Source organism: Devosia riboflavina (assembly GCF_000743575.1).
Taxonomy (GTDB): domain Bacteria; phylum Pseudomonadota; class Alphaproteobacteria; order Rhizobiales; family Devosiaceae; genus Devosia; species Devosia riboflavina.
Map to the genome: position 1 here is coordinate 1 of NZ_JQGC01000013.1, position 17,370 is coordinate 17,370.

Here is a 17,370-nt window from a genome sequence, read left to right on the forward strand (position 1 = left end):
GGCCGCGCCGGCGCCATCGGCCTCGTGCTGCGCGGCGCCGATGAGCTTGGGCCCCATATGTCCGAATTCCTCTCCGGCCTTGGCGGCCGCATGGCGACGCAGGATATCGACATCGTCGTCACCACGGTCGCCTCGCATCAGGAAGAGCTCGCCGCCTATCGCCGCCTTGCCGCCAGCCAGCGCGTCGACGCCATGATTCTGCATTCGCCCACCCTCAAGGACGAGCGGGCCGAACTCTTGCTGGATTTGAAAATCCCCTTCGTCCTGCATGGCCGCACCAATGTCACCCGGCCCGTCGCCTGGCTGGACATCGACAATACCGGCGCCCTCGAGCGCGCCACCAGCCACCTGCTCGATCTCGGCCACCGCCGCATCGCACTCTTGAACGGCATCAAGGGCCGCACCTTCGCCGAGCACCGCGAACTGGGCTACATGGCCGCCCTCTCTGCCCGCGGCGTGCCCTTCGATCCCGCACTGATGGGCAATTCGGCCTTCACCGACGAAGTCGCCTTCCGCCTGGCCCAGTCCATGCTCGAACTCCGCCCCCGCCCCACGGCCTTCCTCGCCGGCTCGATGATGACGGCCCTCGGCGTCTTCCGCGCCATCCGCCAGGCCGGCATGCAATTGGGCACCGACGTCTCCATGATCGCCCACGACGACGTCTTCCCCTATCTCAACGCCGACAACATGTACCCCACCATGTCGACGACCCGCTCCTCCATCCGCCAGGCCGGCGAACGCATGGCCGAACTCCTATTGCAAATGCTCGGCGGCAAGCTGGTCGCCGACATCCACGAACTCTGGCCCGTAGAACTGGTCCTGCGCGAAAGCTCCGGCCCCGCGCCGCTGTTCTAGGTCGCACCTCTTGACCTCTCCCGCCTGCGGGAGAGGGGGACCACGCACAGCGTGGTGGAGAGGGGAGCAACACGCACCGGAGCCAAGCTTGCCCCCTGAATCAAACTTTCACGCTCCGAGCCTAAACCCTTTCATCCGCTCATAAAACGGCCGCGCTTCATCCGCGATCTCAGCAAGCCATCCCGGCAGCGGCCCGATCTCGTCCGGCGGCGAAAATCCGCTGCTGTTGTAGACCGCATTGTACCAGTGCGGCCCCCAGACCCCATCCTGCGCGTGCGCCCCCCCGGGCCAATGCAGCATCGCCGGGTCCCAACTGAGCTCCACCGCCGCACAAAGCGCCGACAGCGTCCCCTCCGGATTCCGCCGGATATCATCACTGTCCACGACCACCGGCGCCGTGCCTGTCCGCTGCGCCACGCGGTCGAACAGCATGGCCTGCCCCTCAAACCCGATATCGGCCAGCGTCACGCTTTCCCGTTTCTGCGCATAGGAGGCCAGGACCCGCTCCGGCGAGCGCAGCAGGAACACATTGGTGACCTCATCCATCCAGTCGAGCGGAAAGCCCTCAACCATATGGTGGCTCATATGCTTCTGATACCAGACGTTCTTCCCGCCCGGCACCGGCCCCATGATCTGCCGCACCACTTCATCCGCATCCTGCGGCTGCGACGCCATTACCGCCTCGCGCATCGGGTGATCCAGCCCCGTCGCCTTGAGATAAGCGGCATAAAACGGCTCGTCGCTGACGAAACAATCCGCCCGCGAGGAAAAGCTGCGCATCATCGCCGTGGAGAGGTTCCGCGGCCCCGACCACATGGCGATCCGCCTCACTTCGCTCATGGCCTAAAAGTCTCCGCCTCGATCAGCTCGCGATAGAGCCCGGCCAACCGCGCCGTCATTTCCCCCGGGATCGGTCCGGGCCCCTTGAGCGGATGCCCCATCCGGCGTCCATCGACCTCACGCACGGAAGTCAGCCCCGCAAAGGTGCCCGTGACAAAAGCCTCATCCGCCCCATAGACATCAGTGAGCGAAAAATTCTTTTGCCGCACAGTGATCCCCGCCGCCTCGGCAACCCGAATGATATTCCCCCGCGTAATCCCGCCGAGACAGTAGTCGCCGGTCGAGGTCCACACCTCACCCCGCCGCACGATGAAGAAATGCGTCGAATTGCACGTCGCGACGAACCCCTGCGGGTCCAGCATCAGCGCCTCATCAGCACCAGCCTTGGCCGCCTGGATACACGCCTGAATGCAATTGAGTTTCGAGTGCGAATTGAGCTTCTGATCCTGCATGTCCGGCGCCGTGCGACGGATCGTCGACGTGAACAGCGAAATTCCGTCGGGCTTTGGCGACGGCGCCTTGTATTCGGGAATGATGACAATGGTCGCATCGCCAATCGTCACCCGCGGATCCTGATACGGCGTCGCCTTGATCCCGCGCGTCACCATCAGGCGGATGTGCACGCCGTCGGTCATGCCATTGGCCGCCAGACAATCGAAAATCCGCTTCACCAGCACGTCCGGTGTCAACCCAACGGAAAAATCGAGCGTCTTCGCACCCTCATAAAGCCGCTCCAGATGTGCCCAGAGAAACGGAATGCCACCCTCGTGCAGCCGCAACCCTTCCCACACGCCATCGCCTAAGACGAACCCTGAATCGAAGACCGACACCACCGCCTTGTCGCGCGGCATCAGCTGGTCATTGACGGCAATAAGAATGGAAGCATTGCGCGGATCGTCCGCATAGGCATGGACGCCATAGGCCATGAGGGTAGGCTTTCTCTTGATTAGACGCGGCGAAACCATCTCCTCTCACCGCCGCAAAGTCGAGGCCCACAGAAATTTTTGACCATCTGGACGAAACTGTCACAATTGGGCAATCTCCCTCCGCGGCTGGGAGGACGCGAGCAGATGGGCAAATAGGCGCAATATACTGAGGTTGCGGCAAGTAACGCCCGCTCGCGGGCGACTCCGAGCCGTCATTCAACTGTCATTGCACTGTCATGTCGCCCCTCTACTCCCTCGCCCGTTCGCAGCGGCTATCCCCCTCGGGAAAGCCCGCGACTGCTCATTCAGGGAGACAAAGAATGACGTTCAAGTCTGCGCTGACCACCTCGGTTTCGCTTCTCACCGTGCTCAGCTTCGCGGCTCCGACTTTCGCCCAGACCGATCTGGCAGCGCTTTACGAAGCCGCCAAGACCGAAGGCCAGCTTACCGTGATCGCCCTGCCCCATTCCTGGTGCAACTATGGCGGCGTGATCGAAGGTTTCAAGGCTGCCTATCCGGGCATCACCGTCAATGAACTGAACCCCGACGCCGGTTCGGCCGACGAGCTCGAAGCCGTCCGTGCCAACAAGGGCAATACCGGCCCGCAGGCTCCGGACGTTCTCGATATCGGTCTCGCCTTTGGCCCGCAGGCCAAGGACGAAGGCCTGTTGCAGGCTTACAAGGTCTCGACCTGGGACGAAATCCCGGACGACGCCAAGGACGCTGACGGCTTCTGGTACGGCGACTACTACGGCGTGCTGGCTTTCGGCATCAACAAGGACATCATCACCGGCGACAACCCGGCTTCCTGGGCTGACCTGAACAAGGACGAGTTCGCCAACTCCGTCGCTCTGGCTGGCGATCCGCGTACCGCCAACAACGCCATCATGTCCGTGTTCGCCGCTGGTCTCTCGACCGGTGCCGCTCAGGACGCCGCTGCCCAGGCTGGCCTCGACTACTTCAAGGCTCTCAACGACAAGGGCAATTTCGTCCCCGTCGACGCTGAAGCCGCTGCCATCGCCCAGGGCACGACCCCGATCGCCATCAACTGGGACTACAACCTGCTCGCCGCTCGCGACAACCTCAACGGCAACCCGCCGATCGAAGTCGTCGTTCCGTCCGACGGCGTTGTGGCTGGCGTCTACGTCCAGGCTATCTCGGCCTTCGCACCCCACCCGAACGCTGCCAAGCTCTGGATGGAATACCTCTATTCCGACGAAGGTCAGCTCGGCTGGCTCGCTGGCTACTGCCACCCGATCCGCTTCAACGCCCTCGCCGAAGCCGGCAAGCTCCCGGCCGACCTGATGGCCAAGCTCCCGGCCGCCGAGAACTATGCCAAGGCCGTGTTCCCCTCGATCGAAGAGCAGAACGCCAACAAGGCCACCATCACCGGCGGCTGGGACTCCACCGTCGGCGCTTCGGTTCAGTAACCAAATCAGACCCCCGGGTTCGCCCGGGGGTCACCCCAGTAGACCTCATCCTGAGCCTGTCGAAGGACGAGGTCGTGGCGTTATGACCGCCACACTGCCACGACCTCGTGGTTCGACAGGCTCACCATGAGGTCTACTCTCATAATGACCGACACAGCAGCCAAACCCCACCGCCGCATCCCCTGGGACAGCCTCGCGGTTCTCCCCTTCGTCATCTTCGCGGTAATGTTCCTCTTCCTGCCCACCCTCTCGCTGATGGGCGCCGCCTTCACCGACCGTACCGGCAATTTCACCTTCGAGAACATCGCCGGCCTCTTCACCGACCAGATCCTGGCTGCCTACTGGATTTCGATCCGGATTTCTGGCGCCTCCGCCATTCTCGGCGCCCTGATCGGCCTGGCGCTCACGCTCGCCATTATCCGCGGAAAACTGCCACAGGGCCTGCGCTCCGCCGTCATGACCTTTTCGGGCGTCGCCTCCAATTTCGCCGGCGTCCCCCTCGCCTTCGCCTTCATCGCGACCCTCGGGCGCCTCGGCCTCGTTACCATCATCCTCAAAACCGTTTTCGGTTTTGACATGTACCGCTCGGGCTTCAACCTCTTCTCCTTCTGGGGCCTGACGCTCACCTATCTCTACTTCCAGATTCCCTTGATGGTCCTAACCATCGCCCCGGCGATCGACGGCCTCAAGAAAGAGTGGAACGAAGCCGCCCAGACCCTTGGCGCCAATACCTCGCAGTTCTGGCGCTATATCGGCTTCCCCATCCTCTGGCCCTCCGTCCTCGGCACCCTGTCGCTGCTCTTCGCCAACGCCTTCGGCGCCATCGCCACCGCCTGGGCGCTGACCGGCTCGAACCTCAACATCGTGACCGTGCTGCTCTACAACCAGATCCGCGGCGATGCCCTGCAGAACCCGGGCCTCGGCGCCGCGCTTGCTCTTGGCATGATCGTCATCACCTCGCTCGCCAACGTCATTTACCTGATCGTTGCGGCTCGCGCTGAAAGGTGGATGAAATGAAATCGCAAAAATTCTGGGCCTGGCTGGTCTTCATCCTCGGCGGCGCCTATTTCATCGTCCCGCTCGCCGCCACTTTCGAATTCTCCCTGCGCATGCGCCGCGGCGAATATTCGTTCGACGCCTATGCCTCGGTCTTCGCCGATCCCTACTTTGCCTCGAGCTTCACCTACTCGGTGATCGTCGGCCTCTTCACCATCGTCGTCGGCATCCTCGTCGTCGTTCCGGCGGTCTATTTCGTCCGCCTGCGCATGCCCTGGCTCAGGCCATTCATGGAATTCGTCACCCTCCTGCCGCTGGTCATCCCCGCGCTGGTGCTCGTCTATGGCTATATCCGCCTCTACGGCTCCTCGTCGTTGATCCCCTTCACCGGCTCCGTCCTCGGCACCGACATCCTCCTCACCTGCGCCTATGTCACCCTGGCCCTGCCCTACATGTACCGGGCCGTGGACAACGGCATGCGCACCATCGACATCGGCACCCTCACCGAAGCCGCCCAGATCGCCGGCGCCAATCAGCTCCAGATCATCGGCCAGATCATCCTGCCGAACATTCTCATCGCCATCCTCTCCGGCGCCTTCCTGACCTTCGCCATCGTCATCGGCGAGTTCACCATTGCGAGCCTGCTCAACCGGCCGGCCTTCGGCCCCTACCTCGTCGGCATCGGCACCAACCGTGCCTATGAGCCCGCCGCGCTCGCCATCATCTCCTTCATCATCACCTGGGGCGCCATGGGCATGATCAACGTGCTCGGCCGCTTCGCCCCCCGCACTTCCGCCAGGACCGATTGACCATGGCCGCCTTCCTCGAAGTTTCGAACCTCGTCAAATCCTTCGGCACCAATACGGTCGTGAAGGGCGTCAACTTCGCTTTCGAAAAGGGAGAATTCATCTCGCTCCTCGGCCCCTCGGGCTGTGGCAAGACCACGATCCTCAGAATGATCGCCGGTTTCGAGCGCCCCACCTCAGGCTCAATCCGCGTCGATGGCGAAGACCTCACGCACCTGAAACCCAACCAGCGCAAGCTCGGCATGGTCTTCCAGGCCTATGCCCTCTTCCCCAATCTCACCGTCGGCGACAACATCGCCTTCGGCCTCAAGATCGCCGGCATGCCCGCTGAACAGCGCCGCGCCCGCGTCGAGGAAATGCTCAAACTCATCGGCCTCCCCGGCTTTGAAAAGCGTTTCCCCTATGAAATGTCCGGCGGCCAGCAGCAGCGCGTCGCCCTCGCCCGCGCCATCGCCCCAAAACCGCGCCTCCTTCTCCTCGACGAACCCCTCTCCGCCCTCGACGCCAAAATCCGCGTCTCCCTCCGCGAAGAAATCCGCGCCATCCAGCAGGACCTCGGCATCACCACCGTCTTCGTCACCCACGATCAGGAAGAGGCCATGTCCATTTCCGATCGCATCGTGGTCATGAACGCGGGCAATCTCGACCAGATGGGCTCCCCCCACGAGATCTATAACCGCCCCTCGACCCGCTTCGTCGCGACCTTCGTCGGCCAGCTCAACACGCTTCCCGAAGCAACCTTCGGCCCCAGCCGCGCCATCCGCCCGGAACTGATCTCGCTCGCCCCGCGCCCCGAAACCGACACGACCCTCACCGGCACCATTTCCGATGTCGGCTTCCTCGGCTCCGTCGTCCGCCTCCGCGTCGACGTCGCCGGCACCCCGATCAACATCGACACCTTCAACATCAACACCGCCACCCCACCCCAGCGCGGCGACACCGTCACGCTGCACCTGGCCGCCAAAGATGTGCTGACGCTAGGGGCGTAGCTGCACGACCCACGCGGCGCCCCAACCACCAAACCTCATCCTCGGGCTCGACCCGAGGACCCTTCACTTGGCGGTGCCACAACAAGTACGGAGCCCTCGGGTCGAGCCCGAGGGCGACGACCTCGGAAGAACGCGCCCGCGTCGCCACCTCCCCAAATACCCTTTGACCAGCCCCCCGCCCCGGCCCATTCTCCCGCCAACACAACGGGGAATCGCGCCATGGACAACACCTTCGTCACCACCGAATGGCTCGCCGCCCACCTGAGCGATCTCAATCTCGTCGTGGTCGACGCGAGCTGGCACCTCCCCAACGCGTCCCGCAACGCCCAGGCCGAATATCTTGCCGGTCACATTCCCGGCGCCGTCTTCTTCGATATCGACGGCATTGCCGACACGACGACCAACCTGCCCCACATGCTGCCCTCCCCGGCCGATTTCGCCCACATGGTCGGCGCCCTCGGCATCGGCAGCGACATGACCGTGGTCATCTATGACGAACTCGGCCTCTTCAGCGCCCCCCGCGTCTGGTGGACCTTCAGAACCTTCGGCGCCGAAAAGGTGCACATTCTCTCCGGCGGCGGCCCAAAGTGGCGCGCCGAACGCCGCCCCCTCGAAGCCGGCCTCGTCACCAAGCGCGCCGCCAACTTCGACGTCAAATTCCACCCCAGCAGCGTCGCCGATTTCGACCTCGTCCGCGCCCGCAGCCAGGACGAAGCCGCGCAAATCCTCGACGCTCGCCCGGCCCAGCGTTTCCACGCCGAAGTCCCCGAACCCCGCCCCGGCCTCCGCGCCGGTCATATCCCCAATAGCCGCAATATCCCGGTGAGCCTGCTTTCCGAAAACGGCGTCCTCAAATCCCCCGAAGCATTGGCCGCCATCTTCGCCGAGCGCGGCGTGGACCTTTCAAAGCCCATCATCACCTCCTGCGGCTCCGGCGTCACCGCCTCGACCCTCGCCCTCGCGCTCGACCAGGTCGGCGCCAGGACCGTCGCCGTCTATGACGGCTCCTGGTCCGAATGGGGCGCAAGGCCGGATGCCGAAGTCGAGAGCTGATCCCCAGCGGATCGACAGAGCCGCATATTCCTTTTCGATCGTCATTGCCCGGCTTGTCCGGGCAATCCATCTCGCCCCGGCATGGACCGCCCGGACAAGTCGGGCGGTTACGCGGAGGCGGGAATCCCGTCTCAAGACCAAAGCTGTCTCGTCCTGCGGGTCCCACTCCCTCACATTCCCGCAATCTTACCAGATTTTAATGTAGCCAAACGGCGCAAGCTGTTACGCTCACTTCGATTTTGCGCGCCCCCCGCATTTGAGGTTTTCTTTTGATCCGGCAGCTTGTTGCCTCTATCGCGGTTATCGCCGCGGCCGCCTTTGCCTGGCTCTATTTTGCGCCCGGTGCGCCCCAGGTCTTGACCAATGCCGGCATCGTCCTGCCCTTCGGCCCGCAAGCTGAAGCCGCGTCGGCTCCCGCGCCCCAGGCTGGCGGGCCGGGACAGCGCCCGGGCGGCCAGGTCAACGGTGGTCCGCAGGCATCCGGCGGCCCCGGCGGCGGCGGTCCCGGTGGCGGCCGCCCTGGCGGCTTCGGCGCTCGCACCACCAATGTCATCACCTCAGGCGTCACCCTCGCCCGCATCAACGACACGCTCGCCGCCATAGGCGAAGGCACGCCCGTACGCTCCGTCACCGTCGCCGCTACCTCCGGCGGCGAGCTGACCGAAGTGCTGGTCCGCCCCGGCCAGATCGTAGAGGCCGGCGCCACGATTGCGCGCTTCGATTCAGCCGCCGAGCAGATCGAATACGACCGCGCCCAGCTCGCCCTCGAAGACGCTCGCGCCACCCTCACCCGCACCGAAGGCCTCGCCAGCAACAACGTCGTCGCCGGCACCGCCCTGACGGCCGCCCAGCTCAGCGCCGCCAATGCCGAACTCGCCCTGCGCAACGCCGAAATGGCCCTGGCCCGCCGCACCATAGATAGCCCCATCGGCGGCAAGGTCGGCCTCATCCGCGTCACCCCCGGCAATTACGTGCCCGCCCAGACCACCGTTACCTCCATCGATGACACCTCCTCCATCCTCATCGATTTCTGGGTGCCCGAGCGCTACGCCGCCCAGATCGAGCCCGGCATGGCCGTCACGGTCAACGCCATCGCCCTCCCCGGCCAGACCTTTGGCGGCGACATTTCTGCCATCGATACCCGCATCGATCCGGCCAGCCGCACCCTGCAGGTCCAGGCTGAAATCCCCAATCCCGAAGGCGTGCTGCGCGCCGGCATGAGCTTTACCGTCTCCCTCGCCTTCCCCGGCGAGGAATATCCGGCGGTCAATCCGCTCGCCATCCTCTGGTCGGCAGAGGGCTCCTATGTCTGGAAATATCTCGACGGCAAGGCCACCCGCGTCATGGCCGAGATCATCCAGCGCAATAGCGACGGCGTCCTCGTGCGCGGCGACCTCAAGCCGGGCGATGCCATCATCACCGAAGGCATCCTGCAGCTCAGCGAAGGTGCCACCGTCAACCTGCTCGAAGGCCCAGACGGCACCGGAACCACCCCATCGCAACCTTCAGTCGCGACCAACTAGGGAGGCGCTGCCATGTCCATTGCCAGCAAGAACGAACGGGGCGGCGCATTGGCAACGCTCTTCGTCCGCCGCCCGGTCATGGCCGTGGTCATCAACGCCCTCATCCTGGTGGCCGGCCTCGCCGCACTTCTCGGCATCGAGGTGCGCGAACTTCCCCGCGTCGAAAGCCCGGTCCTTTCCGTCTCCACCAGCTTCACCGGCGCCGCCGCCGAAACCGTCGACCGCGAGGTGACGGCCATCGTCGAAGGCGCCGTCGCCCGCGTTCAGGGCGTCACGGCCATCTCCTCCAGCTCATCCGTCGGCCAGAGCCGCGTCACGCTGGAATTCTCCGAAAGCACCAATCTCGATATCGCCACCTCCGACGTGCGCGATGCCCTCAGCCGCGTCACCCGCCAATTGCCCGACAGCGTCGAAGCCCCCACCATCTTCAAGGCCGATAGCGATGCCCAGCCGATCATGCAGCTCGCCGTCACCTCGGACAGCCTCAGCATTGCCGACCTAAGCGAACTGGTCGATGGCATCGTCACCGAGCGCCTCGCCGCCGTCGAAGGGGTTGCCGAAGTGCAGGTCTATGGCACCCGCACCTCCTCCTTCGAAGTCGATATCGATCCGGTAAAACTCGCCAGCCACGGCCTCACCGTTGCCGATATCCGCAACGCCCTCTCCACCATCGCCTTTGATTCCCCCGCCGGCTCGATCAACGGCCCCAACCAGAACATTTCCGTCCGGGCCATTTCCGAAATCACCGAACCCAGCGATTTCGAAGAGATCATCATCAATGGCCGCACGCGCCTCGGCGATGTCGCCAGCGTCGTCTTCGACGCCGCCGCCAGCACCTCCTCCATCCGCGCCGATAGCCGTCCCGCCATCGGTCTCGGCATCGTCCGTCAGGCCCAGTCCAATTCCGTCTCGATCTCCCACGCTGTCCACGCCGCGGTAGAGAGCCTCAACGACACCCTGCCCGAAGGTGTCACTGTCAAGATTTCCAGCGACGAAGCCGTCTTCATCGAAGGCGCCCTGCATGAGGTCGAAATCGCCCTCGTCGTCGCTCTCGTCGTCGTCATCGGCATCATCTATCTCTTCCTGCTCGATTGGCGGGCCATTATCGTCCCCGCCATTTCCATGCCCATCGCCCTCCTCGGCGCCGTCGCCGGCATGTATCTCGCCGGCTTCTCGCTCAACATCATCACCCTGCTCGCGCTTGTCCTCGCCACCGGCCTCGTGGTCGATGACGCCATCGTGGTTCTCGAAAACATCATGCGCCGCAAGCATATGGGCGCTGGCCCCCGCGCCGCGGCCGTGCTCGGCACTCAGGAAGTCTTCTTCGCCGTTATTGCCACGACGCTTACCCTCGTCGCTGTCTTCGTGCCGCTGAGCTTCCTCGACGGCCAGACCGGCCGCCTCTTCCGCGAATTCGGCTTCACGCTCGCCATCGCCGTGCTGCTCTCGGCCGTTGTTGCCCTCTCCATGGGACCCATGGTCGCCTCGCGCCTCCTCAAGAACGACCACAAGGAACATGCCGGCGGCCCCTTCGGCGCCATCGGCCGCTTCTTCGCCGCCCTCTACCGCGTCACCCTGCGCGTCGCCCTGCGCAATCCCGTGGTCGTCATTCTCCTGGCCCTGCTCTTTGCCGGCTCCGCCTATTACGTCTATGGCGGTCTCCGTCAGGAGATCACCCCCTCCGAAGACCGCTCGGCCATCAACCTGCGCATCAATGCCCCCAATACGGCCAGCCTCGATTTCGTCCGCACCCGCCTCGGCCAGGTCGAATCCATGCTACAGCCCTATGTCGACAGCGGCGAAGTGCGCTCCGTCTTCGTGCTCTCCGGCTGGGGCAATGGCGGCTCCATCACGCTCACCCTCGCCCCCTGGGGCGAGCGCACCCGCAGCCAGCAACAGATCGCCTCCGAAATCGGCGCCCTCATGGCCCAGGTCCCCGGTGTCCGCGCCAATGTCGGCCAGGGCAACAGCCTCGGCATTCGCGGCGGCGGCTCCGGCCTGCAATTCGCCGTGGCCGGTTCCGACTACACCATCCTCGCCGAGACCGCCGACACCATCTCCAAGGCCCTCGAAGCCGATGGCCGCTTCGGCCGCGTCTCGGTCAATTTCGACACCAGCCAACCCCAGCTAACCCTCACTGTCGACCGCGCCCGCGCCGCCTCCCTGGGCATCGACATCAATGGCCTCGCCCCCACCATGCAGGCCATGATCGACGGTTCCGATGTCGGCACCATCTTCATCAACGACGAGAGCTATTCGATCCGCATGCTCTCGACCTCCAATCCGGTCAACGATCCGCGCGATCTCGAAACCCTTTTCGTCCGCACCGGCGACGGCCGCTACGTCCCCATGTCCACCATCGCCACCATCGAGGAAGCCCCGGTCCCGCCCTCGCTCCGCCGCGAACAGCAACGCCGCGCCGTCACGGTCACCGCCAGCCTCGAAGATGGCCTTGCCCTTGGCGACGCCTTCAACGAACTGCAAAAGATCGCCGCTCCGCTCCTCCCCCAGGGCACCTCCATCCTGCCGCTCGCCGAAGCCAAAACCATCGGCGAAGCCAACAACGCCCTCTTCCTCACCTTCGGCTTCGCCCTGGTGATTATCCTCCTCGTCCTCGCCGCCCAGTTCGAAAGTTTCTGGAGCGCCATCATTGTCATGGCCACCGTACCCTTCGGCGTCGCGGCCGGCCTCTGGGCCATCCTCCTCACCGGCGGGAGTCTGAACATCTTCTCCCAGATCGGCCTCGTCCTCGTCGTCGGCATCATGGCCAAGAACGGCATTCTCATCGTCGAATTCGCCAATCAGCTCCGCGATCGCGGCCTCTCCGTGGCCGAAGCCATCGAGCAGGCCTCCAATATCCGCCTGCGCCCCGTTCTGATGACCATGATCGCCACCATCCTCGGCGGCGTCCCCCTGGTCCTCGCCTCCGGTGCCGGCGCCGAAGCCCGCGCAGCGCTGGGCTGGGTCATGGTCGGCGGCCTCGGCTTCGCGGCCATCGCCACCCTTTACCTCACCCCCGTCGCCTATCTCCTCCTCGCCCGCTTCTCGACGCCCAAGGCCGAGGAAGAAGCCAAGCTCGAGCGCGAACTGGACAATTTGGAAACAAAGGCCGAGCCGGCGGAATAAGCTCCGCCGCCACACCCCCGATTGTCACCCTCTGATCCGTCCTGCATGGCAAACCGCTGGAGTGGAGCGGTTTGAGCTGAAGAGGCCATGAGAGCTATGCTCTTATGGCCCCGGCGAAAGCCGGCGCCCATCCTCCGATGCCTCCCGCGCCCGCAACTGCGCCAGATAATCCCGCAGCAAAGCCACCCGCTTTGGCCGAAAGCTCTCCGCCCTCACCTCGGCCCACATAATCCGATCCCCGCGAAAAATCCGAAAATCCTGCCTTAGGCAACACCAGGCCAGCACCGACAGCGTCCGCTCGGTATAGACGATCGCCAGCGGCCAGATCGTCCGCTCCGTCTCCGCCCCATGCTGATCCACATAGCCGATGGCAACCGCCCGCTCCCGCCATGCCGCCTCGCGCAATTTCTCGAGATCAATGCCGAGCGGCGCCCGCTTCTGCGGCCGGTAGACCAGCGACACGGCATGCATCGCCTGCTGCTCCGCCTCGTCAGGCAGCGTCGCCGCAATCTTGGCCAATGCCGAAACCGCCGCGCCCGCCAGCGCCGCATCCCCCATGCCGCGCACTTCCGCCAGCCCCAGCACCAGCGCCTCGATCTCCGCCCGCGTCAGCGTTTGCGGCGGCAGGGCAAAATCCTCCACCAGCCGATAGCCATAACCCCGCTCGCCCTCGATCCGCGCCCCTGCCGCCCGCAGGCTGTCGATGTCGCGATAAAGCGAGCGCAGCGACACGCCCGTCTCCTCCGCCAGCCGTCTGGCGGTCAGCGGCGCGGGCAATACGCGCATCGCCTGCAACAGGCGCAAAAGTCGGTCGGATCGAGCCATGTCCAACTGTCGAAAACTGGCAGTTGCCCCTCGCTACACCACTCCCTGTCAACCGACAAGCAGGAGCCTCAAATGAGCATCGAAACCACGACCCACCTCAATTTCCGCGGCCAGGCCCGTGCCGCCCTCGCCTTCTATCAGTCCGTCTTCGGCGGCCAGCTCACCGCCGTCACCTATAGCGATGCCCACGCCGCCGAGACCCCTGCCGAAGCCGACAACATCCTTTGGGGCCAGGTCGCCTCACCCGAGGGTTTCCGCGTCATGGCCTATGACGTTCGCTCCAGCCAGCCCTACAATCCCGGCGAAAACGCCGTCTTCGTCTCGGTGCGCGGCAAGTCGGCCGATGAACTCTCCGCCTATTGGGCCAGGTTGATCGAGGGCTCCACCATCATTGTCCCCCTCGCCGCCTCGCCCTGGTCCCCGCTCTACGGCATGGTCCGCGATCGCTTCGGCGTCACTTTCGTCCTCGACCTCGCCGTCGAATACACAACCGACTGATCGGGAACGGCGACAGGCCCGCCGCGTTCAGCCAGGAACCCACAAGGAGTTGACCATGCTGGACCACACGGGCCTTGTCGTCACCGACCTCGCAAAGGCGCGCCGCTTCTACGACGCCATCGCCGCAGCGCTGGGCCTCCAGACCATCAGCAACAGCGAAGAAAGCTTCCTCTTCGGCAAGAGCAAGGAAGAACCGATCCCCTATCTCTGGATCGGCACCACCCGCCCCTCCTATTGGGTAGAGGGCTCCCGCCCCGGCATCAACCAGATGCACGTGGCCTTCCGCGCCGAAAACAAAGCCATGGTCGAAGCCTTCTACAAAGCCGCCCTCGAAAACGGCGGCACCGACAACGGCGCCCCCGGCCCCCGCGATGGCGTCCCCGACTACTACGGCGCCTTCGTCCTCGATCCCGACGGCAACAACATAGAAGCCTGCGCCCGCGGCGAGGCGTCGAAGTAGACGCCTAAAAACAAAAAGGGCCGCCGGATCTCTCCGGCGGCCCCAAATCCTTCAGCGTGAAAACTTACGCCGACCGGTTCTTGTTATAAAGATCGAAGAACACGGCCGCGAGCAGCACGACGCCCTTGATCATCTGCTGCCAATCGATGTTGACGCCCATGATCGACATGCCGTTGTTCATCACACCCATGATGAAGGCGCCGATCACGGCACCCGCCACCTGGCCGACACCGCCCAGCGCCGAAGCGCCGCCGATGAACACGGCCGCGATCACGTCGAGTTCGAGGCCCTGGCCGGCCTTCGGGGTCGCCGAGTTGAGGCGCGCCGCATAGATCATGCCGGCAAGCGCTGCCAGCGCACCCATGATGGCGAAGATGTAGAAGGTCGTGCGTTCGGTCTTCACGCCCGAAAGGGCCGCCGCCTTGAGATTGCCGCCGAGAGCATAGATGCGGCGGCCAAAGGTCATGCGCTTGGTGAGGAACACGAAGCCGGCAATCAGCACGCCCATCACGACGAGCACGTTCGGCAGGCCGCGATAGGAAGCGAGCATATAGGCAAAGAAGATGACCAGCGCCGCGATGACGAGGTTCTTCACGACGAAGAGGCTGAACGGCTCAACGTCATAGCCGCGAGCACGACGACGGGCACGGGTGCGGATCGAGAAGAACACCGCAGCGACAACCGCCAGAATTGCAATGACCATGGTGGTCGTGTGCAGCGTAACGTTCTGGCCGTTTTCAGCGAGCCACGGCATCGTCGTCGGCCCGATCACGTCGGGGATGAAGCCTGCGGACAGCAGCTGGAATTCAGCCGGGAACGGACCAACCGACTTGCCGGCGAGAATGGCAAGCGACAGACCCTTGAAGATGAGCATGCCGGCCAGCGTCACGATGAACGCCGGAACGCGGTGATAGGCGATGATATAGCCCTGCGCCGCGCCCACCGCCGCACCGACAACCAGACAGATGGCACCGGCAACGATCGGATTGGCCAGGAAAGCCAGCTCCGGCGGGAACTTCCAGCCCACCATCAGCATGGCGGCGAGAGCGCCGACGAAGCCGGAAACCGAGCCGACCGAAAGGTCGATATGCCCGGCAACGATCACCAGCAGCATGCCCAGCGCCATCACGATGATGTAGCTGTTCTGCAGGATGATGTTGGTCAGGTTCACCGGCTTGAACAGCACGCCATTGGTGAAATACTGGAAAAACAGCATGATGAGGATGAGCGCGAGCAGAAGCCCATAGTCGCGCATATTGGCCTGCAAGGCGCCGAAAAAGCTCAGTTCCTTGGGTTTGGCCTGATCGGCCGGAGCGCCGGTCGGTGCAGTTTGAACGGTCATGATGCCTTTCCTTCAGCGCGCACGATGGAGCGCATGATCTTTTCCTGGCTCGCCTCGCTGGTGGGCATTTCGCCCACGATGCGGCCTTCATTCATAACGTAGAGACGGTCGGTAATGCCGAGCAGTTCGGGCATTTCCGAAGAGATCACGATGATCGCCTTACCCTGGGCGGCGAGCTGGTTGATGATCGTGTAGATTTCATACTTGGCGCCCACGTCGATGCCGCGTGTCGGCTCGTCGAGAACAAGCACATCCGGATCGGCATAGAGCCACTTGGAGAGAACGACCTTCTGCTGGTTGCCGCCCGAAAGGTTGCCAGTCACCTGATAGACGCTCGAAGAACGGATATTCGTCTTTTTGCGATAGTCATTGGCCACGTCGAGCTCGGCCAGATCGTCGATCACGCCCCAACGCGAAATGCCCGGCAGGTTTGCCAGCGTCACATTGTGCTTGATGTGGTCGATGAGGTTGAGCCCGTAGTGCTTGCGGTCTTCCGTGGCATAGGCGATGCCAGCGCGAATGGCCTTCTCGACACTCGATGTGTCGACCTTCTGGCCATTCATGAACACTTCGCCGGAAATCTTCTGGCCATAGGACTTGCCGAAAAGGCTCATGGCGAATTCGGTGCGACCCGACCCCATCAGCCCGGCAATACCCAGAACTTCGCCCTTGCGCAGCGTCACGTCGATATTCTTGATCACCTGACGGTCGCGATGCTGCGGGTGATAGACCGACCAGTTCTTCACTTCGAGAATGGTCTCGCCGATTTTCGGCTCGCGGCTCGGATAGCGGTCTTCCAGCGAACGACCGACCATCGAGGTGATGATGCGATCTTCGGTGATCTCATTGGTGTCCATCGTTTCGATGGTGCGGCCGTCGCGGATCACGGTCACGCGGTCGGCAATGCGGGAGATCTCGTTCAGCTTGTGGCTGATGATGATCGAGGTGATCCCCTGCTTCTTGAATTCAAGCAGCAGTTCGAGCAGCGCCTGGCTGTCTTTCTCGGAAAGCGATGCGGTCGGCTCGTCGAGAATGAGCAGTTGCACCTGCTTGGAGAGCGCCTTCGAGATCTCGACAAGCTGCTGCTTTCCGAGGCCGATATTGGTCACCAGCGTGTCCGGGTCTTCGCTGAGGCCAACCATGGCCAGGAGCTTGCGCGCGCCGTCGCGCGTCTCGTCCCAGTCGATCACGCCATTCTTGGCCTGCTCGTTGCCGAGGAAAATGTTTTCGGCGATCGAGAGCAGCGGCACCAGGGCGAGTTCCTGGTGGATGATCACGATGCCCTTGTGTTCGCTGTCGCGAATGGAGCGGAAGTGCTGCTCTTCGCCGTTGTAGACGATCTGGCCCTCATAGGAGCCGGAGGGATAAACGCCGCTCAACACCTTCATGAGGGTGGATTTGCCGGCGCCGTTTTCGCCGCAAATGGCGTGAATCTCGCCTTCCCGCACGTCAAGATTGACGTCAGACAGCGCTTTCACGCCGGGAAAGGTCTTGGTGATGCTGCGCATCTCAAGAATGGTCTTGGTCATACTGGGCCCTGTACTTAGCGAGCAGGCCACCCAAAGGTTACCCACCCTCGATTGTCACCCCGGCTTTAGGCCGGGGCCCATCTTGAGATCTCGGGATGGCCGCGGCCTAAAGCCAGGTGACATCCATTGGTTTGGGCATCCAAAACAGCGCATACCCAATAACCGCGCCTAA

At 63.6% G+C, this 17,370-nt stretch carries 15 protein-coding genes; 10 read left to right on the forward strand and 5 right to left on the reverse strand.

The window, feature by feature from the left end; all coding sequences use genetic code 11:
• Positions 1–855, forward strand: an 855-nt coding sequence (locus JP75_RS14015) for a substrate-binding domain-containing protein (protein ID WP_035084000.1), incomplete at its 5' end; no start/stop codon positions are given.
• 108 nt (positions 856–963) lie between these two features.
• Here the strand turns inward: JP75_RS14015 and JP75_RS14020 are convergent.
• Complete coding sequence (locus JP75_RS14020; protein ID WP_201772941.1) at positions 964–1,695, reverse strand: sulfotransferase-like domain-containing protein; 732 nt, start codon at positions 1,693–1,695, stop codon at positions 964–966.
• Positions 1,692–2,621 carry an aminotransferase class IV gene (locus JP75_RS14025; protein WP_035084001.1) on the reverse strand — a complete coding sequence of 310 codons (930 nt, stop codon included), beginning with the start codon at positions 2,619–2,621 and terminating at the stop codon, positions 1,692–1,694. Before JP75_RS14025 ends, JP75_RS14020 begins: the two co-directional genes overlap by 4 nt.
• 320 nt (positions 2,622–2,941) lie before the next feature.
• Between JP75_RS14025 and JP75_RS14030 the strand changes: the two genes are divergently transcribed.
• From JP75_RS14030 to JP75_RS14060, 7 genes are all read left to right on the forward strand, one after another.
• On the forward strand, positions 2,942–4,051 hold the full coding sequence (locus tag JP75_RS14030) for an ABC transporter substrate-binding protein (RefSeq protein WP_035084002.1): 1,110 nt from the start codon (positions 2,942–2,944) through the stop codon (positions 4,049–4,051).
• Positions 4,052–4,192: 141 nt separating this feature from the next.
• Positions 4,193–5,068: an ABC transporter permease gene (locus tag JP75_RS14035; RefSeq protein ID WP_425277285.1), complete on the forward strand. Its 876-nt coding sequence runs from the start codon at positions 4,193–4,195 to the stop codon at positions 5,066–5,068.
• Positions 5,065–5,856 carry an ABC transporter permease gene (locus tag JP75_RS14040; protein WP_035084006.1) on the forward strand — a complete coding sequence of 264 codons (792 nt, stop codon included), beginning with the start codon at positions 5,065–5,067 and terminating at the stop codon, positions 5,854–5,856. Before JP75_RS14035 ends, JP75_RS14040 begins: the two co-directional genes overlap by 4 nt.
• Before the next feature lie 2 nt (positions 5,857–5,858).
• Entirely contained in the window at positions 5,859–6,842 is a 984-nt protein-coding gene (locus tag JP75_RS14045) for an ABC transporter ATP-binding protein (protein WP_035084008.1), read from the forward strand.
• A 219-nt stretch (positions 6,843–7,061) separates the two neighbouring features.
• Positions 7,062–7,895, forward strand: coding sequence for a 3-mercaptopyruvate sulfurtransferase (sseA, locus tag JP75_RS14050; protein WP_035084011.1), 834 nt, complete (start codon positions 7,062–7,064; stop codon positions 7,893–7,895).
• 269 nt (positions 7,896–8,164) lie between these two features.
• Positions 8,165–9,418 carry an efflux RND transporter periplasmic adaptor subunit gene (locus tag JP75_RS14055; protein ID WP_035084013.1) on the forward strand — a complete coding sequence of 418 codons (1,254 nt, stop codon included), beginning with the start codon at positions 8,165–8,167 and terminating at the stop codon, positions 9,416–9,418.
• 12 nt (positions 9,419–9,430) lie between these two features.
• A complete protein-coding gene (locus JP75_RS14060; RefSeq protein WP_035084014.1) occupies positions 9,431–12,544 on the forward strand; it encodes an efflux RND transporter permease subunit in 3,114 nt (1,037 codons plus the stop codon).
• Positions 12,545–12,646: 102 nt separating this feature from the next.
• On the opposite strand, the gene JP75_RS14065 is transcribed toward JP75_RS14060, so the two are convergent.
• Positions 12,647–13,369, reverse strand: coding sequence for a helix-turn-helix transcriptional regulator (locus JP75_RS14065; protein WP_035084017.1), 723 nt, complete (start codon positions 13,367–13,369; stop codon positions 12,647–12,649).
• Between the two features lie 72 nt (positions 13,370–13,441).
• Here JP75_RS14065 and JP75_RS14070 point away from each other — a divergent pair, with 72 nt between their 5' ends.
• On the forward strand, positions 13,442–13,867 hold the full coding sequence (locus JP75_RS14070) for a VOC family protein (protein WP_035084018.1): 426 nt from the start codon (positions 13,442–13,444) through the stop codon (positions 13,865–13,867).
• 55 nt (positions 13,868–13,922) lie between these two features.
• The gene (locus JP75_RS14075) at positions 13,923–14,327 is read left to right on the forward strand and encodes a VOC family protein (protein WP_035084021.1); all 405 of its coding nucleotides are present in this window, start codon (positions 13,923–13,925) and stop codon (positions 14,325–14,327) included.
• Between the two features lie 64 nt (positions 14,328–14,391).
• Here JP75_RS14075 and mmsB read toward each other — a convergent pair whose 3' ends face one another.
• Both mmsB and mmsA read right to left on the reverse strand, forming a co-directional pair.
• The gene (gene mmsB / locus JP75_RS14080) at positions 14,392–15,669 is read right to left on the reverse strand and encodes a multiple monosaccharide ABC transporter permease (RefSeq protein ID WP_035084023.1); all 1,278 of its coding nucleotides are present in this window, start codon (positions 15,667–15,669) and stop codon (positions 14,392–14,394) included.
• On the reverse strand, positions 15,666–17,198 hold the full coding sequence (gene mmsA, locus JP75_RS14085; RefSeq protein WP_035084025.1) for a multiple monosaccharide ABC transporter ATP-binding protein: 1,533 nt from the start codon (positions 17,196–17,198) through the stop codon (positions 15,666–15,668). The genes mmsB and mmsA overlap by 4 nt, the downstream gene beginning before the upstream one ends.
• Positions 17,199–17,370: the final 172 nt, after the last annotated feature.

Excerpts from the sequence above, each read along its gene's own strand:
- JP75_RS14075 (WP_035084021.1), top strand. The coding sequence starts at position 13,923 with ATGCTGGACCACACGGGCCTTGTCGTCACCGACCTCGCAAAGGCGCGC.
- mmsB (WP_035084023.1), bottom strand. The coding sequence starts at position 15,669 with ATGACCGTTCAAACTGCACCGACCGGCGCTCCGGCCGATCAGGCCAAA.
- JP75_RS14065 (WP_035084017.1), bottom strand. The coding sequence starts at position 13,369 with ATGGCTCGATCCGACCGACTTTTGCGCCTGTTGCAGGCGATGCGCGTA.
- JP75_RS14025 (WP_035084001.1), bottom strand. The coding sequence starts at position 2,621 with ATGGCCTATGGCGTCCATGCCTATGCGGACGATCCGCGCAATGCTTCC.
- JP75_RS14060 (WP_035084014.1), top strand. The coding sequence starts at position 9,431 with ATGTCCATTGCCAGCAAGAACGAACGGGGCGGCGCATTGGCAACGCTC.
- JP75_RS14070 (WP_035084018.1), top strand. The coding sequence starts at position 13,442 with ATGAGCATCGAAACCACGACCCACCTCAATTTCCGCGGCCAGGCCCGT.
- JP75_RS14030 (WP_035084002.1), top strand. The coding sequence starts at position 2,942 with ATGACGTTCAAGTCTGCGCTGACCACCTCGGTTTCGCTTCTCACCGTG.
- mmsA (WP_035084025.1), bottom strand. The coding sequence starts at position 17,198 with ATGACCAAGACCATTCTTGAGATGCGCAGCATCACCAAGACCTTTCCC.
- JP75_RS14045 (WP_035084008.1), top strand. The coding sequence starts at position 5,859 with ATGGCCGCCTTCCTCGAAGTTTCGAACCTCGTCAAATCCTTCGGCACC.
- JP75_RS14040 (WP_035084006.1), top strand. The coding sequence starts at position 5,065 with ATGAAATCGCAAAAATTCTGGGCCTGGCTGGTCTTCATCCTCGGCGGC.
- JP75_RS14020 (WP_201772941.1), bottom strand. The coding sequence starts at position 1,695 with ATGAGCGAAGTGAGGCGGATCGCCATGTGGTCGGGGCCGCGGAACCTC.
- sseA (WP_035084011.1), top strand. The coding sequence starts at position 7,062 with ATGGACAACACCTTCGTCACCACCGAATGGCTCGCCGCCCACCTGAGC.